Genomic DNA, 23,960 nt, shown 5'->3' on the forward strand with positions numbered 1-23,960 from the left:
AGAGATGAAGCAATTCGGTCAACAATCCACCCAACTGCGTCCGGTAAGTTATCCAGGTGCTGCGTCGCGGGCGTCGCTACGCCACCGGCTGGCCAGGCTGCTGCGGCGGCGGCGCCGCCTGCTGGCCGCGCTGCTGTTCTGCGCCGCGGCCGCCACGATCGTCCAGCAGCTAACACCAGCACCCTTGGCCACTTTCGAAGCGGTGGTCGCGGCAAGGGACCTCGCCGGCGGAACCACACTGGGATCGGGGGATCTCGCGGTGCAGAATCTGCCGCAGTACGCCGTACCGGGGGCTGCCTTCCGCTCGGTGGATAACGTCGCCGGCCAGCAGCTCTCCGGGCCGCTGCGGAAGGGCCAGGTCATCACGGATGCGGCACTGCTGGGTGCCGGCCTGCTCGTTGGCGCACCGCCGGGCAGCCAAGCAGTGCCGATCCGGCTTGCCGACGCGGCCACCGTCGCATTGATCAACCCGGGGCAGCGGGTCAACGTAGTGCTAAGCACCAGCGCCGGCTTGGACCAGACCATCAGCAACCAACTATTGGCGGAAGCAGTCCCGGTGCTCTGGAAACCACCGGCAAACGGTCAATCCCAGAACTTGCTCCCCGGAAGGGAAACGGACGGTCTGGTGGTCGTGGCTGCCTCTGCGGAACAGGCCCTGAAGCTGGCGGGTGCTTCCGCGCGTGGCAAGCTCTTCCTGGTGCTGATCGACTCCAGCTGACCGGTTCGGCCGTGCATCTGTTGCTTAGCCCCAGTGCGGCGGCCGCTGCTCCTTCAGCCAGTCGTCGTGGCCCTCGTCCGCATTATCGCCCCAGGTCCGCGGGTCATCTTTGGCCGCAACGGTAGGGAGCAAAGGCTCAGCGGCAGCGGCAGCGTCTTCGGAGACCGAGCCGGCAGTTGGACTGACGTCCGAGCCGGTGTCCTGGCCGTAAGTTCCACCGTGGGCGAAGTGCTCGGACATTTCCGGCTCTGCTCTCCCCGGCTCTGTCTCGTCCGACTCTGCTCTCTCCAGCTCAGTCTCGTCCGGCGCTGACTTTTCCGGCTCTGTCATTTCCGGCTTTGCCTCTTCCGGCACTGCCTCTTCCGGCTCTGCGGTATCCCGCGGCGCTTCTTCCGAAGTAGCAGTTCCCAGCGCCGCGGTTCCCGGCACAGTTCCCTGGCGCACCGCGCTCGCCGTCGTCGGCTGCTCCGCCGCGTCGGTCCCCTGCCCTGGGGCCGGGGGTGCGATCCCGTGCCCTGCAGTGTCCGGTGCGCTCCCCTGTGACACAGACTCCCGGGCGTTCTCCTGCGCTGCAGGCTCCGCCGCCCCGCGGTCGGCTGCCGAACTCCGATGCTGTCCGGCCCCCAGGCTGCTCCCGGCAGCGCCCAACAGGGAAGAGACCGCGCCCTCGTTCAGGGCCGGCGAGAGGCCAAGATAGCCTCCGATCCGGTCAGCGCACTGGGACGGGTAGGTGAAGACCTCGATCGTCCACAGCGGCATGTAGCGCCAGCCAAGTTTCTCCAGCAGCTGCGGATGCAGGCGGCTGCGCTCCCTAACGCTCATCTTCTGGTACTTGGCCGTACCGTCGGACTCAACGGCCACCGGTGTGGGGATCTCGTCGTCCTGTTTTCCGAGATTCTCCAGTGGATCGGCGGCTGCCACCATATCGATGACCCCGTCGTAGCGGTGCCAGACGCGCGCACCGCAGGCACGCAGCCGTTCCGCCAGATCGGCCACCAGAGCGTCTTCACCCAGAGACTGCTCGCTGGCCGCCGCGCGTGAGGCAGTGGTTCCCAGCTGTGAATTGCCCGCCAACTCGCGGTCCAGCAACTCATAGAAATCGCGGGCACCGTGGCTCAACCGGGCCTCATCCAGATCCTCCGGCCGGAAGCAGGTGATGATCTGCAGATGTTCCCGGGCCCGGGTCATGGCGAGAGCAAACTTTGAGCGGCCGTCAGCCGCCGAGAGCGGGCCGAAGTTATGGAGGGCGCGCCCATGCGGTGTGCGCCCGTACCCCAAGGAGAAAATGATGTGGTCACGGACCAGGCCGGCGGCCCGATCCACGGTCACCACGCGGAACGATTCATTGCCGGAGCCGAAGAAATCAGCCAGCAGCGGGTGGTTGGGCATCTGCATGCGGATCGCCTGGGCTACCCGCGTCGCGTGTTGCTCGCTGGCGGTCACCACGGCCAGTGAGGAACGGGGGCGGACGCGGGCGTGTTCGAAGACCAGGTCGACGACGCGGTTAACCTCGGCGACCACCGATTCGACGCCGTCGGTCCCGCTACCGGGCAGTCCCGTTCCGTCCGGCAGATAGTCCACTACCAGGGACCTGTCCAGGCCGGTGACGGTGCGCCCGTCGGGCATCCGTTCCAGCTGGTCGTCGTAGAAACTCTTGCTCAGCTGGAGGACCAGGTCCTCGTCAACCGCGCGATAGGACACGCTCAGCCTGCTGCTGGGGAGAACCTTTGCCAGCGAGCCGAAGATGCTTTCGGGCCGCTTGGAGTCTTCCTCCCCGCGTGCCACCCTTTCGATGGCCACGGAGAAGGCGCGCGGAGCGGCGGTCTGCTCATCACCGAAGGCAATCACCTGCTGCGCGCGGGCCACGGCCGGCAGTGCGGCCTGCAGTGAAGTTGACTCGGCATCCAGAATAACGACGGCGTCAAAGCGCTGTCCCGGCGGAATCACAGATGGCAGCATCAGCGGACTGGCTGTCCACACCGGCAACAGGTTCGCCAGCAGACTGGGCGTCTGGGCGGCGAGGGATTCGAGGGTGACGCGGTCGTCCTTAAGCAAATTGCGCAGCAGTTCGCCCTGCCGGTTTCGTCCGGAGACCGTGGCCGCCCATTGCTGTGCGAGCCGCCAGCGCAGCCTGGCGCTGCCGCTGGATACGTGGGCCTGATCCGCCAGCCGGAATTCTGCTTCCAGGCGGCGCAGATTCTCGCCATCCGACATGGCCAGATAGTCATCACCGCTGATCATCGCTTCCAGGGCCGACTGCCACCATGCCAGTTCGAGTTCCGTCCGGGTTTCGGCCGGCGCCACCTCGCGGTCCGCCAAATCATCGAGCAGTTCGCCCAGCCCGTGTTCGCGCATGCTCTCCAGCAGCAGCGTCCGTTCCGGCAGGGTTTCCAGCGTCTTCTTCTCATCCACCAGACGCCGCAGCCGTCCGATCAGCTCGTCGAAGGCTGTCCGGTCCAGTTCGCCACCGGCGGCCGTTCGTTCCACCGCGGCGCTGAGCGCCTGCAGGTCATTGCCGATTTCGGTGTGGGCGGTGCGCAGATCCGCCAGCCCCGATGGCACCGCCGGGTGGCGCTGTGTGGTGGCGTAATCCGCCCACAGCGCACGCTGCTCCTGGACCAGCACCAGCGAGCTGTGCAGGTCGGAGATGTAGACGCCCGGGCGGACGTACTCCTTGGCCACGCGGCGCAGGCGCGAGCGCTGCATGGCCGCCATCGCCAGATTCCGCTCCCGCCGCCAGCCGGAGCTGGCAGTGGCGGAAATCAGATCCGTGACCGGACGGTCGAAGATGTCCGGGGTGAATTTGTCCAGGCTTTCCCGGACGGCGACCAGCAGTTCCAGCTGCTCACCCCATTCGACGAAGGTATGTCCCTGCCGGATTTCCGCGAAGTCGGCGACCTCGTTCATCCTCCGGTTGAATTCGGGCAGCTTTTCCAGCAACCCGGTGGCCAGGGCGTGCGCCTCTTCGGTTTCCTTCCGGGTCACCAGCCGCGCACCGTGCCAGGAGCTGGCGGTGGCGGCCTTGCTGAAACTGCCCAGTTCCGCGGCGCGGCGCAATCGCCCGGCCAATTCGTCGCGGTCCGCGATGTTGTCCAGGACGCTGCGCTTGAGCCGGACCGTCGTCGCAGGCGCCGGGTGGATGGAGGTCAGCTCCGCCAGCGACTGCATGGCCTGGTACGGCGAGCAGCCCCACCGTTCACGGATATTGTGCAGCGATGCGACGTGGTCCATCAGCTGGTGCCGGTGCTCGGTCAGGGTGCGGTGCAAATTGGCCAGCTTGGGCTCGGTTGCCTTCTCGTTGCGCACGATGGCACGGACCAGCGCGGATTTGAGCTGCTGCGGCCCCGTCTGCGCGCCGAGCTGCAGCAGCATGGAGTCCAATCCCAGACCGCTGAGCCGCTGCGCCAGTTCGTTCAGTGTGGCCCGGCGCTCCCCGACGACCAGGACGCTCTTGCCCTCGTGCACCAGAGCGGCCACCGCGTTGATTGCCGTCTGTGTCTGCCCGGTGCCGGGCGGCGTCGACACGACCAGCGAGTCTCCGGCGCGGATCATATCCAGCACGCGCTGCTGCCGGGCGTCGGCATCCAGGACCAGGAGTTCGTCCTGCGGGGCGCGCGCATCCAGCGGCGGGAACCTGACCCGTGCGGACTCCTGCGTGCCGTCGACGCGTCCGCCCGTGCCGCCGTCGTTGTTGGAACTGAGTGCGGCGACGAACGGATTGCCGGCCAGCAGCGCAGGATCGTGCAGGTGCTCGGCCAGGTCGGCGAAGGTGGACACCAGCAGATGGTGCTCTACCTCGGCGCCCTTGATGGGCTGAACCAGCGCGCGGAGCCGTTCCAGCACCGGGGCCGGATCGAAGCGCGCCGTGCTGTAGGCCAACCTGGCCAGCGCCTGCGGATCGACCGAAATGCCGTGGACCTGCTGGAGGTTGCGGACCAGTGCCGGGTTGATCCGGGCCTGCTCGGTGAGCTGCAGTTCGTAGTCGTCCTGGCCGGGCCGGGCGGTCAGGACGACGGCGGTAAGCAGCACGGGTGCGCAGAGATGGTGCGGTTGCGCCGCGCCGGCGTTCGTTCCGCCGGGGTTGGTCCTGCCGGGGTTGGTCCAGCTGGCCGTGCCGGCCGCCAGATAGCCGACGTCGATGCCCCGGTCCGAGCCGAGCTCAAAGATTTTCGCGCGCAGGGTTCCCGCGGTGCGGACGGCGACGGCGTAGTGGCCCGTTTCGCGGATCAGGGTCGAGAGCCTGGTCCGCCGGCCGGCCAGCAGCTGCGCCAGGCCGGAGGGGTGGGCGTGGGTCAGGTCGATACTGCCCTCGGGCGCCTTGGTGAATGCCAGCAGCGTGTCCGGCCCGGAGTATGTGCCCAGCCCGGCCAGCCATGTCCGGAGCTCCTCGGAGCCCTCACCCTGACTGACTTTTTCGGACACTAGTGCCTTCTTCTGTTTGCTTGAGCTCTCAGGGCTTGGGCGTGACGATCTGGACCATACGGGCATACTTTTGAGGCTATCCCGGCTGGCTGGTTATCGCGGCAACGGCGCACTGAAACGGCGAAGAAAATACCTCAAATTCGGCTTTTCCGACCGATCCGCGGCACCGTTCGCCGCTACTCCCATTCGATGGTTCCCGGCGGCTTGCTGGTCACGTCCAGCACGACGCGGTTGACGCCGTCGACCTCGTTGGTGATCCGGCTGGAGATCCGGGCCAGCAGGTCATACGGCAGCCGGGACCAGTCCGCCGTCATGGCGTCCTCACTGGAAACCGGACGGAGCACGATCGGGTGACCGTAAGTCCGGCCATCGCCCTGCACTCCCACACTGCGAACATCGGCCAGCAGCACCACGGGCATCTGCCACACTTCGTTGTCCAGCCCGGCGGCGGTCAGTTCCGCACGCGCGATGGCGTCGGCCTTCCGCAACAGTTCCAGACGCTCCCGGGTGACGTCCCCGACAATGCGGATCCCCAGTCCGGGCCCGGGGAATGGCTGGCGCCCGACAATTTCAGCCGGCAGCCCGAGCTGCGCGCCGACGGCCCGTACCTCGTCCTTGAACAACGCCCGCAGCGGTTCGACCAGTTCAAACTGCAGATCCTCGGGCAGGCCGCCCACATTGTGGTGACTCTTGATGTTCGCGGCCCCCTCGCCGCCGCCGGACTCCACGACGTCCGGGTACAGCGTTCCCTGCACCAGGAACTTGATCGCTTCCCCATCCGAGCCGGCCGCATTGATGAGCGTCCGCTCCGCCTCTTCGAACGCCCGGATGAACTCCCGCCCGATGATTTTGCGCTTGGTTTCCGGATCGGAGACGCCGGCAAGGGCGTCGAGGAAACGGTCTGTTTCCTTGGCAACATAAAGCTTGACGCCGGTCGCGGCGACAAAATCCCGCTCCACCTGCTCCGCCTCGCCCTCCCGCAGCAGACCGTGATCGACGAAGACACACGTCAACTGCTCACCCACGGCACGCTGGACGAGTGCGGCAGCCACGGCGGAGTCCACGCCGCCGGACAGCCCGCAGATCACCCGGGCGCCGCCGATCTGTTCGCGGATCCGCTGGACCTGCTCTTCGACGATGTTGCCGGTGGTCCAGTTCGGTTCCAGCTTGGCGCCGTTGAACAGGAAGTTTTCCAGCACCTGCTGGCCGTAGTCCGAGTGCTTGACCTCCGGGTGCCACTGCACACCGAAGAGGCATTTCGCCTCATTGGAGAACGCCGCCACCGGGGCGCCCGCCGTGCTGGCCAGCACTTCAAATCCGGCCGGAGCCTGCTGGACGCTGTCGCCGTGGCTCATCCAGGCATTCTGGTGGTTGGGGGTGCCGGCAAGAATCGAGCGACCCTCCCCCACCGTGGTGATATCGGTGGCACCGTATTCGCGCAGACCGGTCTGTGCAACCGTGCCGCCCAGCGCCGCCGCCATGGCTTGGAAGCCGTAGCAGATCCCCAGCACGGGGACCCCGGTTTCGAAGAGATCCGCTGCCACGGACGGGGCACCTTCCGCGTAGACGCTAGAGGGACCACCGGAAAGGATGATGGCTGCCGGGTTCTTGGCCAGCAGCTGTTCGGTGCTGAGCGTGTGCGGAACCACCTCGGAGTACACATTGGCCTCGCGGACGCGGCGGGCGATCAACTGGGCGTACTGGGCGCCGTAGTCAACGACTAGGACGGGCTGATGCGCGGTCTGGGCCATAACGGGGGTAGTCACCCATCAATCTTAACCCAAGCCGGAAGCCTCGACGGAACGTGGGGATCAGTAGCGCTTGGAGGCCTTGGGGAAAGTTGCCAGCTCTGACTCCACTTGCCGGTGGATCCTGGTCTCCAGGAAAAAGGACAGAAACGGGATGACCCCACCCAGCGCGATGAGGATGAACCTGCTGAACGGCCAGCGCATCAGCGACCACAGTCGGAAATCGGCAATCAGATAGACCACATACATCCAGCCGTGCACAATCAGCACAGTCGTGGAGAGATTAAAGCCGCCCATGACGCTGAAGCCGCCGTCCTGCACGGCGGCGAACCCGAACCCGTGCGCCGTCCCCGTCGCCGCGTCGGTGCCACCGGCCATCAGCACCGAACTGAAGCCATAGCGCACCACAAGTTCGGCCGTGAGCAGCAGCAGCATGGACCCGGTCAGGTAGGCAAGCGCCTTGTAAAACCCGAGTGCCGATTTGATCTGCGCGGCGGTACCGCCGAAACGTCGTTTGGGAGCCTTGGATGGAGCTGTCACTGATGTACCTCACTGGATTTTCGGGCCGTCGTGCCGCCCTCGTTTGGGGTTCCCGTAGTCTGCTGCCCTGCGGGCAGTCCGCTGTCGCCGTCGTCGTCGTCGTCGTCATCGCCGTCATAGTAATCGTCGTCGTCGCCTTCCTGACCGCGGCGATACTCATCGGACACGAGCCGCCACCATAGGAACACAGCGAAGCCGGCGAAGACAAACCACTCGATGGCGTAGAAGATATTGAGCCAGTTGACGGGTGCTTCATCCGGCTGTGCCGTTACCGTGATGGCGTGCAGATTCCCGGCGACCGCGCGGGCCCCCACGTCCTTGCCCCCGGACAGCTCACTGTTGGAAATAATGAAGCCCGGGTAGCTGCTGACCTGCCAGACGTTGACCAGCTGGGCGGTGGAGAGCGCCGCGACTTCCCCTGCCGGGACATCGGGCTTGGGGTTGGGGGCCTCGGACGGTATCAGGCGTCCGCCCAAATTGATGGGGCCCGACGTCGGCGCCTGGGCCTGTGCCGGATCGCTCAGCCAGCCGCGCGCAACCGGAATGACCGTCTCGTTCGAGGCGACGGCACCCTTGAGGACCGGGGCGCCGTCGACGACGAACGCGGTCACCACCCAGTATCCGCTCTCGCCGTCCTGCAGCCTGTTCTGCACCAGCACCTGCCGGGAGGCATCAAAGTGCCCCGTGGCGGTCACCAGCTGGTCAGCCGCGCCGGAGTGCATCGGAGTCCCCGGATCCAGCACGGAAAGCAGTGGCTTGGCGCTTTCCAGCACCACCGGCGGAGCATCCGTGCGCTCCGTGGACCGGGAAAACTGCCACTGACTGAGCAGGACGAAGACTCCGGAGATCGCGAGCGCAAAGATCAGCGCGGCAATCCAGCGGGGTTTCAGGGCGGTTTTCAACACCCCTTAAAGGTACTTCTTCCGCGTGTAGAAATCCCAATGGTCCCACAGGCGCTGGAAGCCCCCGACCGAGCTGGCACGCATGCAAGGTCACCATCCTTGCTGCCCGCTAAACGACAGGCCGTGGCCTGTCGCCGAACTCAGTGGTCGAAAAACACCAGTGTGGAGTTGATCAATTCAGCAATGACCTCCGTGTCGTGGGCGCGCCGCAGCGACTCCCGGAAGTTCTCCTTGAACAACGAGCGTGCCAAGGTGGCCAGCACCTCGAGATGTTCGGAAAAGGAGCTGGCCGGCGTGGCGATCAGCAGCACCACTGTGGCGGGGCCATCCACCGCACCGAAGTCCAAGCTGTATCCGTGCCGGGTGATGCCCACCGCGATAGAGGTGCGGGTGACAAATTCACTGCGCGCATGCGGCATCCCGATTCCGCCCGGCAGCCCGGTGGCCATCTGGTGCTCCCGCGCGTTGACCTGCGCCAGGAAGCCGTCCAGATCCGAGATACGACCCGCCTCGTAGAGCCGCGCGGCCAGCTGTGCCGCGGCGTCCTCCTTGGTACCGGCTTCCATTTCCAGGATGACCAGTTCCGGCGTCGTCAGCAGCGCGTCATAACGCTCGAGAGGGACCTCTGTCATATCTGCCTTTCCGGCCGCGCCTGTGTGCCGCGAATCCGATCCGCCGCGGCCGCAGCGTCAGGTACGCGACGTGCCGCCTTCCACGCTCAGCCGGGCCGCGTCCGCGGACTTATCGTCCGGCTGCTCTTGGCTCAGACGCTCCGCTTCCACCCGTGCCACGTAGTTTTCGATTTCGGTCTCCTGCCGCTCCCCGCTCCAGCCCAGAATTCCACTCATAAGTTTAGCCACTACCGGTGCCGCCGCGACGCCGCGGTCCCAGGATTCAATCGAAATCCGGGTCCGCCGGGTGAGCACGTCCGTCACGTGCAGCGCGCCCTCGTGGGTGGTGGCATACACCACCTCGGCCTCCAGATAATCGTCGGCGCCCGGAAGCGCCCGGCCCAGCCCGGCGTCGTCGGCGATCAGTTGCAGCACATCCGCCGCCATCGAGCCGTAACGGTTCAGCAGGTGCTCCACCCGCGCCACGTGCACTCCGGTCTCTTCCGCGGTGCGGTTCCTGCGGTTCCAAGCCGCCTTGAAACCCTCCGCACCGAGCAGCGGAATGGTGGCCGTGACGCTGGCCGGGACCTTTTCGTCCAGCGTGCGGGTGGCCTCATCCACGGCGTCCTTGGCCATCACCCGGTACGTGGTCCACTTACCCCCCGCCACCACCACCATGCCGGGAACCGGATGCGAGACGACGTGCTCCCGCGACAGCTTGGCGGTGGAATCGCTCTCCCCTGCCAACAGCGGGCGCAGCCCGGCATAGACGCCCTCCACGTCCTCCCGGGTAAGAGGGCGCTTGAGCACCTTATTGACGTGGTCCAGCAGATAATCGATGTCCTGCGCGGATGCAGCAGGATGGGCCTTGTCCAGCTCCCAGTCGGTGTCCGTTGTCCCAATGATCCAGTGCCGCCCCCAGGGGATCACAAAGAGGACGGACTTTTCGGTCTGCAGAATCAGCCCGACGGTGGACTGGAACCGATCCCGCGGCACCACCAGGTGGATGCCCTTGGACGCGCGCACCTTCAACTGCCCGCGGTCAGTGACCATGCCTTGCGTGTCATCCGTCCACACGCCCGTCGCGTTCACGATCTGTTTGGCTCGGATGTCGAACTCAGTGCCGTCCTGGTTGTTTCGGACCTTCGCCCCCACCACGCGCTCACCCTCGCGCAGGAAATCGACGACGCTGACCTGGTTCACCGCGTACGCTCCGTAGCTGGCGGCGGTGCGCACCATGTTCGCTACATACCGGGCGTCGTCGACCTGCCCGTCGTAGTAGCGGATGGAGCCGATCATGGCGTCGTCCTTGAGGCTTGGGGCAGCCCGCAGGGTCGCTTTTTTGCTCAAGTGCTTATGCCTGGGCACGCCACGGCTGTTGCCGGAGGTCAGCCCCAGCGTGTCGTAGAGCAAGATGCCGGCGCCGACAAAGGGCCGCTGAACAAACCGTTTGGTCAGCGGATACAGAAACGGGACCGGACGGGTCAGGTGCGGGGCAATGCGCTGGAGCAGCAGACCGCGCTCCTGCAGTGCCTCGGTGACCAACGCAAATTCGAGCATCGGCAGATACCGCAGGCCGCCGTGGATGAGTTTGGAGGAGCGCGACGACGTTCCCGCAGCCCAGTCGTTGGCCTCCACTATGCCTACGTTCAAACCCCGGGTGACGGCGTCCAACGCGGCGCCAACGCCCACCACGCCGCCGCCCACCACCAGGATATCCAGCTCCTGGCCGGGACCACTGCTCGCTTTCAGCGCCACCAGAGCGGCCTCACGGGCCTGCGGACCAAGATTACCTGTGGGATGTTCTGCGGCGGACATGCGGACCTCCTGGCTGGACAACGCTGTGGTGACTTCACCTTACTTCGTTGCCGTACAGAAAGGCAGGGTCCGAGCCGACGGGCGCTGCACACACCTAAATGATTCATCATTGCCGGGAAGAACAAACCCAACACAACAGCACTGGATTTCGCTGCCAAGAATCAGCACTCTGAACCTGTTTCCATTCGCTGTGGCTGTTAACTCAAAATGGCGGTTAATCAGGGTGGAATATGGCGGCTCGATTGCTTATCAGGGCACCGTTGTCTGTGTCCGTGGTCTCACAGCAGTTGACAAGAACTCCTGCTAGGAAACCACCACTTCCACGCGCTGGAATTCCTTCAGATCCGAATAGCCCGTGGTGGCCATGGAACGGCGGAGCGCGCCGATCAGGTTCGAAGTTCCGTTGGCCTGGTGCGCCGGCCCGAAAAGCACCTCACCCAAGGGTCCGACGGTATCCAGACGAACCCGGTCCCCGCGTGGCAGTTCCGGGTGGTGCGCCTCGGCACCCCAGTGCCAGCCCTGCCCCGGAGCCTCATCGGCACGCGCCAAGGCGGCTCCGAGCATCACGGCGTCGGCGCCCATCGCGATGGCCTTGACAATGTCACCGCTGGAGCCCATGCCGCCGTCGGCAATGACATGCACGTACCGGCCGCCGGACTCATCCAAATAATCCCGCCGGGCACTGGCGACGTCGGAGATGGCGCTGGCCATTGGAGCCCTGATGCCCAACGCCCGGCGGGTGGTGGTGGACGCGCCGCCGCCAAACCCCACCAAGACTCCTGCCGCACCGGTTCGCATCAGATGCAGCGCGGGAGTGTAGCCGGCAGCTCCGCCGACGATGACCGGCACATCGAGCTCATAGATAAATTGTTTGAGATTCAGCGGCTCCGCGGTCTTGGAGACATGCTCCGCAGAGACCGTGGTGCCCCGGATAACGAAGATATCCACACCTGCTGCGACGACGGTTTTGTAGAATTCCTGCGTTCGCTGCGGGGTCAGGGCGCCCGCGACGGTGACGCCCGCTGCTCTGATCTCGGCCAGCCGTGAGGTGATCAGTTCGGGCTGGACAGGCGCTTCATAGAGCTCCTGCATGCGGCGGGTTGCGGCTGGGTCCGTCACGGAGGACTCCAGCGCGGCAATCTCGTCCAACACGGGCTGCGGATTTTCGTACCTGGTCCAGAGTCCTTCCAGATCGAGGACACCCAAACCGCCCAGGTTACCCAGCGCAATCGCGGTGGCCGGGGACATCACCGAATCCATCGGGGCGCCGATGACGGGGGTTTCAAACTGGTAGGCATCAATCTGCCATTTGACCGAAACGTCCTTCGGATCGCGGGTCCGGCGGGACGGTATTATTGCGATGTCATCCAGGGAGTAGGCACGGCGCCCACGCTTGCCACGGCCGATTTCAATGTCATAAGTCACTGCTCAAGGTTAGCGTAGGTGCCTATGCAGCAACGCACCGTCGTGGCCGGTGGGGGCTACTTGGAGCCATAGTTGGGCGCTTCCACCGTCATCTGGATGTCGTGCGGGTGGGATTCCTTGAGCCCGGCGGCGGTGATGCGGACGAACTTACCCTTCGCTTTGAGCTCCGGGACGGTGCGTGCGCCCGTGTAGAACATTGTCTGGCGCAGCCCGCCGACCAGTTGATAGGCCACGGATGAGAGCGGCCCGCGGTACGCCACCCGGCCTTCAATGCCTTCGGGAATGAGTTTGTCGTCCCCGGAAACATCCGCCTGGAAGTAGCGGTCCTTGGAGTATGAGGTGCTCTTGCCACGGGTCTGCATGGCACCGAGCGAACCCATCCCGCGGTAGGTCTTGAACTGCTTCCCATTGACAAAAATCAGCTCGCCGGGGGCCTCTTCGGTCCCCGCCAAGAGGGAGCCCAGCATCACCGTATCAGCGCCGGCCACCAGCGCCTTGCCGATGTCGCCTGAATACTGCAGGCCGCCGTCGGCGATCAGCGGCACGCCGGCAGGAATCGCGGCCTTGGCGGATTCGTAGATGGCGGTGATCTGTGGAACCCCTACTCCGGCCACCACTCGGGTGGTGCAGATGGACCCCGGCCCCACGCCCACCTTTATGCCATCGGCACCGGCATCGATCAGCGCCTGCGCACCCTCGCGGGTGGCTGCCTGGCCGCCAATGATGTCAACATTCGCGGCGGCGGGCTCGGCCTTGAGCCGTGCGATCATGTCCAGCACACCCTGGCTGTGGCCGTTGGCCGTGTCCACAAAAAGCGCATCCACGCCGGCGTCGACCAGTTTCATGGCACGCTCCCAGCCGTCCCCGAAGAAGCCGATCGCGGCACCCACGCGCAGCCGGCCGGCGTCGTCCTTGGTGGCCAGCGGATACTGCTCGGCCTTGGTAAAGTCCTTGACCGTGATCAGCCCGCGCAACCGGCCGTCGTCGTCGACCAGCGGCAGCTTTTCGATCTTGTTCTTGGCGAGCAGGCCGGAGGCATCCTCGCGGCTGATCCCGACAGTGCCGGTGACCAGCGGCATCTTCGTCATGACCTCGCGGACCAGGCGCCGCAGGTATTCGCTGTCCGGGATAAAGACCGTGTCGCGGTTGGTGACGATGCCCAGCAGCTTGCCCTCGGCGTCGACGACGGGCAGTCCCGACACGCTGTAGTGCCGGCACAGGTCGTCGAGTTCCTGCAAGGTGGCATCCGGGCCGATGGTCACAGGGTTGGTGATCATGCCGGACTCGCTGCGTTTGACGCGGTCCACCTGCTCCGCCTGATCATCGATGGAGAGGTTGCGGTGCACCACGCCAAGACCGCCCTGCCGCGCCATTGCGATGGCCATCCGGGATCCGGTGACGGTATCCATCGCGGCGGAGAGCAGCGGTGTGTTGACGGTAATGCGCCGGGAGACACGCGACCCGGTATCCGCCTCGGAGGGAATCACGTCCGTGTGGCCGGGCAGCAGCAGCACGTCGTCGTAGGTCAGCCCGATGAGGGCGAACGGGTTATGGATTTCGGGCTCGGTCATGAGTGCTCCTCAGCGGTGGTGCCGGGTGGGGTGTGCACCGACGGCCAGAGGCGTCATTACGGTCTGGTCTGTGCGTTTTATACATTCTAAAACGAAAGCGTGCGCCGCCCTATTCCGGGCCCGGGCCGGGCTGCGTGACAGGGGCACCGCTTGCTTCGCCAACCGGCCGCCGCCCCGCCACGCCAACGCCAGCCGGCGTCCCCACGCCACGCCAGCAGGCCTCCGCCGTCAGTGCCAGCCGGTCTCCGCCAACAGCCGCTGTTCAAAGATGGCCGACATGGATTGGGTATACGTCTTGGTCAGATGGTTATCGTCCTTGTAGACGTAGACATTCCCCACCACCGCCGGGCAGACTCCGTTGGCGCAGATGTAGTCGCTCAGATCCAGGGCGAAGAAGTTCGGGACATCCTGGTAGGCATCCATGGGCGCCGTCGCGGCCAGGCTCTCGGACAGCGGTGGATTGCAGGCGGGCGCCGCGGCGCCCTTCGTGGCCGCACAGTCGGCCATGTTGATGGTGAAGCGCGGGTTATCCCGCATCCCGATCACCTGAATCCCCGCGTCGGTAAACCCCTTGATGCCGTCCAGATAGCCCGGCACCTCCGTTTCAAACGGCGCCTGCTCAAGCGTCAGGGACGCCAAGGTGAAGACCGCATCGGGTTTGAGCGACATGACATAGCCCCGGTCCAGGTCATTAAATTCATTGCAGTCATCCGCGCGGGAGGGCGCGTCGGCACCGTAGCGGCAGCCGGATTTGATCAACATCACAATCTGCCAGTTACGCTGCGCAGCGATGGTGTCCCAGTCCGGAAGCCACTGCTGCGAGTGCGAGTCACCCAGCACCACGATGGTCTTGGCAGGCGTTCCCACCGGCTGATTGGCGTGGCAGATCTGCGCCAGCACCGGCGACGCCGGGACCAGCCGTCCCGTGCAGTCACCTTCGATGGTGGCGAATTCGTTCTTGAGCTCGGCCGGGGCCGGAATCACCTTGGCACTGGGCGACGACGTTCCGGCGTAGCCCGGTTCCAGCGCGGCAGCGCCGGGATTGTCGGAAGCAGGCTGCGCGGCGGCGGCGGCGTCGTAAGCGGTAATGCGGTTCTGCCAGAGGGCCACCGGACCGGCCAGCAGGGCGCCGCAGGCCACGAGGACGACGGCGGCACGCCAGACATGGTGCTCGGGCCAGTTCCAGCAGCGCAGCGGAGTCTCGACGAATTTGGTGGTCAGGAACGCCAGCAGGATGGATGAGCCGATAATCGCCAACCCCTGCCACACGTTGGCCCCGCGCTGCCCCGCCGCGACCAGGAAAATGACCAGCACGGGCCAGTGCCACAGGTACAGCGCGTAGGAAATATTCCCCATCCCCACCAGCGGCCGGGCGGAAAGGATCCGGTCAGCGCCCAGCGGGCTGCCGGTCTGGCCGGCCACAATGATCAGGGCTGCCGAGAGGGTGGGCCAGAGCGCGACATAGCCGGGAAACTGCTGGTCCACCACCAGAATCAGTCCGCAGCTGAGCATCCCCGCGACGCCGAGCCAGCCCATCAGGACGCGCAGCCCGCGCGGGAAACTCAGGTACGGCAGCGCCAGTGCCAGCAGGGAGCCGAGCGCGAATTCCCACAGCCTGGCCCGGGTGTCAAAGTATGCGTAGGCCTGGTTGGCTGCGGTCTCGCGCACCGAAAAAGCCAGCGAGAAGGCGAACACCAGTCCAAACGCGGCGGCCAGCAGGGCTCGGTAACTAAGCCATTTTTCCGCCGCCGGATACCTCGACGTCAGGCCGGTGCGCTTGAGCAGCCGCTGAATCAGTGCCGCGGCGGCAAAAATCAGCGGCCAGAGAATGAAAACCTGTCCCTGAATGGAGAGCGACCAGAAGTGCTGCAACGGGCTGGCCCCGGAATGATCGACCGCGTAGTAGTCCACCGAGGTGTCCGCGAGAACCCAGTTTTGGAAGTACAGCAATGATGCCCAGGCCTGCTGCAGGACGTCCGGCCAGCGCCGCGGTGGCAGCACCGCCCAAGTTCCGGCCAGCACCGCCACGAGTACGACGACCGCGGCCGGCAGCAGCCGCTTAAACAGGTGAAGCCAGTGCCGGACCAGCCGAAGCGGCTCCCCCCGCTCCACCTTTCGGGCGAACTGCAGGGTCATCAGGAATGCGGAAATCAGGAGAAAGATGTCCACGCCGCCGGAGACCCGCCCCAGCCAGACGTGATAGGCAACCACCATCAGCACGGCCAGGGCGCGCAGACCCTGGACCTCCGGGCGGAACCCCTTCTTCGCCGCCGCGGGCCTGCCTCCGGCCCGAGGACTTGGCTTGGCCCGCGCATCTGAAACGGCCGTCGGCAGTCCTTCGGCAGCCGGCGCGGGATTATTCTGTCCGGAAACCATTATTTTCCCTCCTCCCAACCGGTTGCGGCGAAGACAGCCTGCTCCACAACGGGAGTCAGCGTTTTCATATACGTTCGTGTCACATGGCTGCCGTCCTTGTAGACCATGACGTTTCCAATCACGGCCGGACAGCTCTCATCGACGCAGAAATACGGTGTGAAATCCAGGAAATTCACTCCGGGGAGGCTCTCCCGCAACGCATCCGTCGGCGATATGTCCGCGAAGTTCTGGTCCTGGGCAGTGGCGCAGACCGAGTAATCCTTGGGATTCTTGGCCACGCAGTCCGGGCCTGACGCCAGCGGTGTCTGGTCGAAGCGGGGCGTATCCCTGATGGCGAGGACGGGAATCCGGGCGGCGGCGAACTCTCGGACAACGCCGGCCCACGACGGGTCCAGGTATTCGCTGGTCGTGAAGTTGTACGCCGCACGGGTGCTGGTGGTCAGCACAGCATCCGGCTTGAGCTCCAGCGCGGCCTGCACCGAACTGCTGACGAACCGGTTACAGCCCGCCGGGACGGTGCCGTCCGCGCCGTCCGTCAGGGGACAGAACCCCGCCGTGAAGGCAATCACCCGCCAGTTGTATTTCCTGGCAATATCCAGCAGCGGCGTGCTCCACATCAGGGCGTGGGAACTGCCCACCACCACGACCGTCCTGGCCGGGTTGGCATCGTTTCCGTTGTCGCACCGGGTCCGGGACACGTCGGATTCATCCAGCACCGTGCAGCCGCCGTCCCATTGCGGCCATTCATCGGCAATATCCGTCAGGGCGGGAACCAGCGGAGCGGTCCGCGAGCCGGCGGCCGGCGTATAGCCGGCAAACAGGGCCGCCGCTCCCGGGTTTTCGGGTGTGGACCCGACCCCGGCCTTCGGGCTGACGGCCTGAATGTGCAGCTGCAGGCCACCCAGCGGAACAGCGATCAGCGCCAGCGAGACCGCCATGACGGCCGCGGCGCGCAGCTTGCTGGACCCGGCCCATTTCCAGTCCCGGACCGGCTTCTCCACGAACCGGGTGGTCAGGATGGACAGCACCAGGGCCGCCACGATCACCACGGTGCCCGAGAGCCAGCCCGCCTTTTCCTTGTCGAAGACCATCAGGTAGATGATCAGCAGCGGCCAATGCCACAGGTACAGGGCGTAGGAATTGCCGCCCATGAAGACCAACGGTCTGGAACTGAGGAAACGGTCCATGCCGAACCTGCTGTCCGACCGGCCGGCGATGATGATCAGTGCGGCTGCGAGCGTGGGCCAGAGGGCAATGAAACCGGGAAACTGTTGCTCTATGTCGAGAACGATGCCACAGCTGATCATGGCCACGACGCCAAGCCAGCCCAGCAGGACCCGAACGCGGTGTGGAAGGTTCAGGTAGGGCAGCAACAGCGCAAGCAGCGAGCCGAGGGCAAATTCCCAGAGCCGGGCGCGGGTATCAAAATATGCGAACGCCTGGTTGCTGCCGGTCTCGCGGATGGAAACGAGCAGCGAAAGGATGAAGATCAGGCCGAAAATGTAGGTCAGCAGCACCCGGTAGCGCAGCCGGAACGTCCTGGCCAGCAGCGCCGCGGCCGCAAAGATCAGGGGCCACAAAATAAACACTTGTCCTTGGATGGACAGCGACCAGAAATGCTGCAGCGGACTCGCCAGGCTGTGATCCGCCGCATAGTAATCCACCGAGTTGGACGTCAGTGCCCAGTTTTCAAAGTAGAACGCGGACGCCCACGTTTGAGCGAAGATGTCTTTCCATCGCGTCTGCGGCAGCCACAGGTAGGTCGCCGCCAGCACCGAAAGCAGGACAACGACGACGGCGGGCAGCAGCCGCTTGAACAGGTGCAGCCAGTGCTTGAGCAGGTCCAGCGGCGTCCCCCGCTCCACCCTGCCGACGAACTGGCGGGTCATCAGGAAGGCGGATACCAGCAGGAATATGTCCACCCCGCCGGACACCCGGCCCAGCCAGACATGGTAGATGACCACCATCAGCACGGCCAGTGAACGCAGCCCCTGAACCTCCGGCAGGAACTTCCGGTTGTGGGGTCCACCGTTCGCGGACCCTGCCGCGGACGACCTCCCGGAGCCCGTGGGCCTGGCCATGGTCCCGGTTGTCACTCGTTAATCACCTAACGTTCAGCAAAAGTCCATTCCGCGGCAGCGGGAACTCAACCTTCCACGTTACCTGAACGTGACCTTCCGCTGCCACGTTAGTGTTTCTTGCCACTTTTGCGGCAGCAACAGAACTGCCCCGCAGCAGCTGCGCGCAAACCGGGGTTTACGTGCAGCCGATGCGGGGCAGTGGTACCAGCGGGAATTCTAGTGCTGATTACCTGATTCGTCATCGTCGTCGGCCGGCTTTTCCGTCACCAGGGCCTCGGTGGTGAGGACCAGTGCGGCGATGGAAGCAGCGTTACGCAGCGCGGAACGCGTGACCTTCACCGGGTCGATGATGCCGGCTGCAATCAGGTCGCCGTACTCGCCGGTGGCGGCGTTGAAGCCGTGGCCATCGGGGAGTTCGCCAACCTTGTTGACCACCACATAGCCGTCATGCCCGGCGTTCTGGGCAATCCAGCGCAGCGGCTGGGCAATGGCGCGGCGGACAAGTCCGACGGCGGTCGCGGCGTCGCCGTCGAGCTTGGAGACGTAAGGATCATCGTCCAGGGCCTTGGCGGCCTGGACCAGTGCGGAACCGCCACCAGCCACGATGCCCTCTTCGAGCGCGGCGCGGGTGGAGGAAACGGCATCCTCGATGCGGTGTTTCTTCTCCTTGAGCTCGACCTCGGTGGCTGCGCCGACCTTGATCACGCCGATGCCTCCGGCCAGCTTGGCCAGACGCTCCTGCAGCTTCTCTTTGTCCCAATCGGAATCGGTGCGCTCGAGTTCGGCGCGGATCTGCTTGACGCGGTCCGCGACGTCCTCGGACGAGCCGGCGCCGTCGACAATGGTGGTGGTGTCCTTGGTGACGGTGATCCGGCGTGCGGTGCCGAGCACCTCGAGGCCGACCTGGTCCAGGCTCAGGCCGATCTCCGGGGAGACCACCTGCGCACCGGTCAGGGTCGCGATGTCCTGCAGCATCGCCTTGCGGCGGTCGCCGAAGCCCGGTGCCTTGACGGCAACCACGTTCAGCGTGCCGCGGATTTTGTTGACGATCAGCGTGGACAGAGCCTCGCCGTCGACGTCCTCGGCAATGATGAACAGCGGCTTGGCGGCCTGCAGAGCCTTCTCCAGCAGGGGCAGGAAATCCTGGATGGAGGAGATCTTGCCCTGGTTGATCAGGATCAGCGCATCTTCCAGCACCGCTTCCTGGCGCTCGGCGTCGGTGACGAAGTACGGCGAGAGGTAGCCCTTGTCGAACTGCATACCTTCGGTGAGCACCAGCTCGGTTGCCGTGGTGGAGGATTCCTCAATGGTGATCACACCATCCTTGCCGACCTTGTCGAATGCCTCGGCGAGCAGTTCGCCGATTTCCGGGCTCTGGGCCGAGATGGCGGCAACTTCCGCCACCTGACGTCCCTGGACCTCGCGGGCATTCTCCAACAGACGCTTGGCGATCGCGTCCACCGATACCTCGATGCCGCGCTTCAGGTCTCCGGGAGCGGCGCCCGCGGCAACGTTGCGCAGGCCTTCCTTGACCAGAGCCTGCGCCAAGACCGTCGCCGTCGTCGTTCCATCGCCGGCCACGTCGTTGGTCTTGGTCGCAACTTCCTTTGCCAGCTGCGCACCAAGGTTCTCGTACGGGTCCTCGAGCTCCACCTCACGGGCGATCGTAACGCCGTCGTTCGTGATGGTGGGGGCACCCCACTTCTTATCCAGCACAACGTTGCGGCCGCGCGGCCCCAGGGTCACCTTGACGGTGTTCGCCAGCTTATCGATGCCGGCTTCCAGGGAACGGCGGGCAGCGTCGTTGAATTCCAGCTGCTTTGCCATAATTCTGTGTCCTTTCAAGGCGAAACCCCGCACCCTGGATCCCGGAAGGGAGCGGCGGTGCGGGGATCCGTCAAAGCGATATGTGCTTCAGGAAGCTACTTAGCTGTTAGTTAGCTAGGTGCTACTTAACTACGATGGCGAGAACGTCGCGGGCGGACAGCACCAACAGTTCCTCGCCGCCCGTCTTGACTTCGGTTCCACCGTACTTGGAGTAGATGACGACGTCGCCGACGGCTACATCAATCGGGACGCGGTTGCCGTTGTCATCAATGCGGCCTGGGCCGACTGCGACAACTTCACCTTCCTGAGGCTTTTCCTTGGCGGTGTCCGGGATCACCAGGCCGGAAGCAGTAGTCTGCTCGGCTTCCAGCTGACGGACAACAATACGATCCTCAAGAGGCTTAATAGAGACCGACACTCGGACCTCCCCTTCACATGAGTAAAATCTGCGGATGATTGCAATGAATGCGTCAACGTTGGTACTGCCAGCCGTCGTCGCGGTGCCGGTGGCAAGACCGTTTGCCGCACTCATCTTCAATTAGCACCCTACGGGTGAGAGTGCTAACCCCGACTCTATGGTTTGGCTGGCACTCGGTCAAGGTGAGTGCCAGTTTTCGCTTCGTGTCCGCCGTCAGCGGAAAACGGTGTGGGCGTCGTGGCTGCCCGGTCCGCGGCGCTCGCACAGCGGCGAAACCCGGTGGTGCGCAGGATAGGCACCACCGCATCCGGCGGGGCCCGCCCTGCGCTCATTGCACCGGATAGGCTTCTTTACATGGCCCAGGAACAGATTTCACCCCTTTTCACCTCCGAAGGCTGGGAGCTGCTGAACTCGCTGGGCCCGTACGCCGAAAAGGATGCCCTCGCGCTCAACTCCCGGCTGCGCACTGCAGGGCACTCCGCCGAACTTGTCTCCGCCGTACTGACACAGTCCCGGCTGCGGACCAAGGCCGAGGCCAAGTTCGGCGAGTTCGCCCGCCAGATGATTTTCACGCGGGCCGGGCTGGAGCAGGCCACGCGGCTCAACGTGGCGGCGCGGCACGCGGAACGCTTCATCTCCGCCAAGGTGGCGCACGTGGCTGATCTGGGCTGCGGGATCGGGGCCGATTCGCTGGCGCTCTCGAGCCTGGACATTGCGGTGACCGCCGTGGAGCTGGACGAGACCACCGCGGCCTGCGCCACCTTGAACCTGATGCCCTTCCCGTCCGCCACGGTGATCCAGGCGGACGCCACCACGGTGGATCTGACCGGAGTTGACGGCGTCTGGCTTGACCCGGCCCGGCGGACGACCACGACGTCGGGGACCACCAGGTTGTTTGATCCGGAGGCTTTTTCGCCGCCACTGTCCTTCGTCGAAACCCTGGCTGCGCGGGGCCTGGCCGTGGGCGTCAAACTGGGCCCCGGTATACCGCACGAATCCCTCCCGGCGGGCTGCGAAGCGCAATGGGTCTCTGTCGACGGCGACGTTGTGGAGGCGGCCCTGTGGTTCAACGCGCTCGCCCGGCCGGAGGTGAACCGCGCGGCGCTGGTGATCGGGGCGCGGGGGTCCGCGGAGCTGACCAGCGCGGTACCCTACGATCCTTCAGCGCAGGACGTTGAAACGGGTCCGGCGGAAGGCTACCTCTATGAGCCCGATGGAGCGGTCATCCGTGCCGGTCTGGTTGCGGATCTGGCCAGGACCATTGACGGGCATCTGCTCGATCCCCATATTGCCTACATCTGCGCAGCGGAGCTGCGGGACACGCCGTTTGCTAGGGCCTACCGCGTGCTTGAGGTGAAACCCTACAACGTCCGGGCTCTGAAGAGCTGGGTGCAGGCCAACCGGATCGGGGTGCTGGACATCAAGAAGCGCGGCATGGCGGTCACCCCGGAGGAACTGCGCAAGCAGTTGCTCCCCGGTGCGGGCAAGCGGCGGAAGGACGCCATTAACACCGCAACCCTGGTCCTGACCCGGATCGGTGCTGACCGGGTCGCGATCGTCGTCGAGCCCGTCACTCACCCTGCACTGCCGCGTGCGCTGTGACCGATAACTGGCTGTGACCCGTGCCGTTTTTCGACGTCTCCTGCACACTTCAGCTGTAGCGTGCGAGCGAACAGTCGCGCGAGGTGCGCACGCCGTCCTTTTTGCCCTTTTTCTCGGCCCAAAGAAACTTTTCCCCAACCTCCAACCCCAGACTTGAGAGCGGAATCTCGACCCGGTCACAAGGGCGCAGGGCTTTATCCTGTGCTATCGGGAAGTGCCCAGAACCTTAGGAATGGCTTCCGCGGGGGACCGTCTCGTAGTGTACTGGCCAATTCAAACTTTCCTTCGGACAGAGCAGTTATCCACGGCTCTGGCTCAAGTCCGCGCTTCTATCAGCGGCAACGCGGGCACTGGTCGCAGCCTCGCTCTCCGCCCGTCCCGGAACCCGGTAACCCGGTCATCATCGCTCAAGGTGTAGTCAAGAGCCCATTTCGCTCGCTGCCACCACTGGTCCTTTCGGTCGGTCCTCCCCTTGAGACCTCGGTCCGCCGACGCATATCGCCGTTGAGAACGGCTGGCCAAGGCCACGCCTGCAAGGGCCAGCGCCGCGGCCGTATCGCCGCACGCCGGCTTCCAGAAGATCTGCCTTTACGAGGCGCCCATCCTGATGCCTCGGTGTGCAAAGGACTTCTGACATTTTGCGCAGACGACTTCGAAAATGACGCCCCTCAACTGGCCTTAAACTCCTGTACTCCGGCTCCTCAAGAAAGCTGATGAGGAGCCGGAGTACAGAGCGTGCGGTGCAGGTGCTACTTGGTGTTCACGGTGATGGTGGCGACGCCGACCAGCATGCCTTCCTTCACAGCGTCCGTCTTGAACGTCTTGTTCAGCAGACCGGCCGCGACGTCGGAGATCTTCACCTCGGTACCCTGCAGGATCGCGGTGTCGCCCTCGGTCTTGAGCGGCATCAGGGTGGAACCGTCAAGGTTGAAGATGTACGCCTGCTTCGCCGCGACGGTCCCGTTGACTGCCACATCGCCATAGAGCTTGGAGGTGCCCGGGTCAATGGTGAAGTTGGTCAGGTCCACCTTGGTGTCCCCGGCCGTCAAGGAGAAGCCTGAACCGGCGTGGCTGATCAGACCCTGCACAAACGGGCGATAGGCCTCTGCCGGATCATAGTAATCAACCTTGCCGCCCGTGATCGGGAAGATCAATGAACCGTCGGTCAGCTGCGCGGTCCCGATGACTCCCGGGGTCAGGCCCAGGGTCTTCAGCGCAGCGCCGAAGGAAGCGTCGAGCTTAACCGCGGTGGTGGTGCCTGTCAGGGCCGGAATGGAGGCCAACGGCTTGGGCGTCGACGTCATCGCCGATGAGCTCGAGGACGCACTCGTCGTTTTGCTGGAGACGGCCGTATCGGTACTGCTGCACGCTGCCAGCGAGAACAGGAGTGCTCCGGATGCTGCAACCGCGCCGACTGTGGTAAAAATTGATTTACGCATGATAAATAATCCCTAACTGTGTGATTGGTGTCCGTTGCCGAAGGTGTCTATCCACCGGCTGGCCTGTCACAGGTACTTCGCGGCGGCAGCGGGAGCGGATGGGTCAGCTATTAACCGTTACCGTCCCGTTACCGTCAGGCCACCGGATGTAGCCGTCGCAGACGGACCCGTTCGCCCCACTCGATCCGGCCGCTGGGCTCGGCGCCTCGGATCCGCAGAGTGCCCTGGGGACGGTTTTGGCGCGCTGTGAGTTGGACCGGTGGCCTGCTGCTCGTCGTCTACGGCGGCATCAGCACGGTGACCAGCGTCGCCGTCTTGCTGGGGGTGATCCGTCCGGAGGGCGGTTACGACGCCACGGCAACGATGGGCCACGCCTGGCTATGGGACCCTTGTTTCTGATCTGGGGGGGTTGCTTTAATCTGATCCCTGTGGCTCTCGCGCAGAACCGTGACGACCGACCCG

The 23,960-nt window shown here is 64.9% G+C and carries 16 protein-coding genes; 3 read left to right on the top strand and 13 right to left on the bottom strand.

Features of this window, described 5'->3' with window-relative positions:
- The first annotated feature begins 4 nt into the window (after positions 1–4).
- The gene (gene cpaB, locus ACLLJI_RS16905) at positions 5–718 is read left to right on the top strand and encodes a Flp pilus assembly protein CpaB (RefSeq protein ID WP_434614668.1); all 714 of its coding nucleotides are present in this window, start codon (positions 5–7) and stop codon (positions 716–718) included.
- Positions 719–742: 24 nt separating this feature from the next.
- Here cpaB and ACLLJI_RS16910 read toward each other — a convergent pair whose 3' ends face one another.
- The 12 genes from ACLLJI_RS16910 to groES all read right to left on the bottom strand — a co-directional run bounded on the left by ACLLJI_RS16910 (position 743) and on the right by groES (position 20,457).
- Entirely contained in the window at positions 743–5,206 is a 4,464-nt protein-coding gene (locus tag ACLLJI_RS16910) for an AAA family ATPase (RefSeq protein ID WP_434614672.1), read from the bottom strand.
- Positions 5,207–5,316: 110 nt separating this feature from the next.
- Positions 5,317–6,906, bottom strand: coding sequence for a glutamine-hydrolyzing GMP synthase (gene guaA / locus ACLLJI_RS16915; protein WP_434614675.1), 1,590 nt, complete (start codon positions 6,904–6,906; stop codon positions 5,317–5,319).
- A gap of 45 nt (positions 6,907–6,951) precedes the next feature.
- Entirely contained in the window at positions 6,952–7,428 is a 477-nt protein-coding gene (locus tag ACLLJI_RS16920; protein WP_434614678.1) for a DUF3817 domain-containing protein, read from the bottom strand.
- On the bottom strand, positions 7,425–8,333 hold the full coding sequence (locus ACLLJI_RS16925) for an SURF1 family protein (protein ID WP_434614681.1): 909 nt from the start codon (positions 8,331–8,333) through the stop codon (positions 7,425–7,427). The genes ACLLJI_RS16920 and ACLLJI_RS16925 overlap by 4 nt, the downstream gene beginning before the upstream one ends.
- A 137-nt stretch (positions 8,334–8,470) precedes the next feature.
- Positions 8,471–8,962, bottom strand: a complete 492-nt coding sequence (locus ACLLJI_RS16930; protein ID WP_283561948.1) for a PTS sugar transporter subunit IIA — start codon at positions 8,960–8,962, stop codon at positions 8,471–8,473.
- 57 nt (positions 8,963–9,019) lie between these two features.
- Entirely contained in the window at positions 9,020–10,759 is a 1,740-nt protein-coding gene (locus ACLLJI_RS16935; RefSeq protein WP_434614685.1) for a glycerol-3-phosphate dehydrogenase/oxidase, read from the bottom strand.
- Positions 10,760–11,062: 303 nt separating this feature from the next.
- Complete coding sequence (locus tag ACLLJI_RS16940) at positions 11,063–12,184, bottom strand: GuaB3 family IMP dehydrogenase-related protein (RefSeq protein WP_434614689.1); 1,122 nt, start codon at positions 12,182–12,184, stop codon at positions 11,063–11,065.
- A gap of 56 nt (positions 12,185–12,240) precedes the next feature.
- Positions 12,241–13,755 (bottom strand): IMP dehydrogenase, encoded by a 1,515-nt coding sequence (gene guaB / locus ACLLJI_RS16945; protein ID WP_434614692.1) that lies wholly within the window; start codon positions 13,753–13,755, stop codon positions 12,241–12,243.
- A 228-nt stretch (positions 13,756–13,983) separates the two neighbouring features.
- The gene (locus ACLLJI_RS16950; protein ID WP_434614695.1) at positions 13,984–16,131 is read right to left on the bottom strand and encodes an acyltransferase family protein; all 2,148 of its coding nucleotides are present in this window, start codon (positions 16,129–16,131) and stop codon (positions 13,984–13,986) included.
- On the bottom strand, positions 16,131–18,227 hold the full coding sequence (locus ACLLJI_RS16955) for an acyltransferase family protein (RefSeq protein WP_434614698.1): 2,097 nt from the start codon (positions 18,225–18,227) through the stop codon (positions 16,131–16,133). The genes ACLLJI_RS16950 and ACLLJI_RS16955 overlap by 1 nt, the downstream gene beginning before the upstream one ends.
- 201 nt (positions 18,228–18,428) lie before the next feature.
- Positions 18,429–20,039, bottom strand: a complete 1,611-nt coding sequence (gene groL, locus ACLLJI_RS16960) for a chaperonin GroEL (protein WP_434614701.1) — start codon at positions 20,037–20,039, stop codon at positions 18,429–18,431.
- A gap of 121 nt (positions 20,040–20,160) precedes the next feature.
- Positions 20,161–20,457: a co-chaperone GroES gene (gene groES, locus ACLLJI_RS16965; protein ID WP_283561955.1), complete on the bottom strand. Its 297-nt coding sequence runs from the start codon at positions 20,455–20,457 to the stop codon at positions 20,161–20,163.
- 354 nt (positions 20,458–20,811) lie between these two features.
- On the opposite strand from groES, the gene ACLLJI_RS16970 reads away from it, so the two are divergent.
- Complete coding sequence (locus ACLLJI_RS16970; protein ID WP_434614704.1) at positions 20,812–22,059, top strand: THUMP-like domain-containing protein; 1,248 nt, start codon at positions 20,812–20,814, stop codon at positions 22,057–22,059.
- Between the two features lie 749 nt (positions 22,060–22,808).
- Here the strand turns inward: ACLLJI_RS16970 and ACLLJI_RS16975 are convergent.
- Positions 22,809–23,498: a hypothetical protein gene (locus ACLLJI_RS16975; protein ID WP_434614706.1), complete on the bottom strand. Its 690-nt coding sequence runs from the start codon at positions 23,496–23,498 to the stop codon at positions 22,809–22,811.
- Between the two features lie 246 nt (positions 23,499–23,744).
- Here ACLLJI_RS16975 and ACLLJI_RS16980 point away from each other — a divergent pair, with 246 nt between their 5' ends.
- A complete protein-coding gene (locus ACLLJI_RS16980; RefSeq protein ID WP_434614709.1) occupies positions 23,745–23,897 on the top strand; it encodes a hypothetical protein in 153 nt (50 codons plus the stop codon).
- The last annotated feature ends 63 nt before the right edge of the window (positions 23,898–23,960 follow it).

It is taken from the genome of Arthrobacter sp. A5, assembly GCF_051131705.1.
Lineage (GTDB): Bacteria > Actinomycetota > Actinomycetes > Actinomycetales > Micrococcaceae > Arthrobacter_M.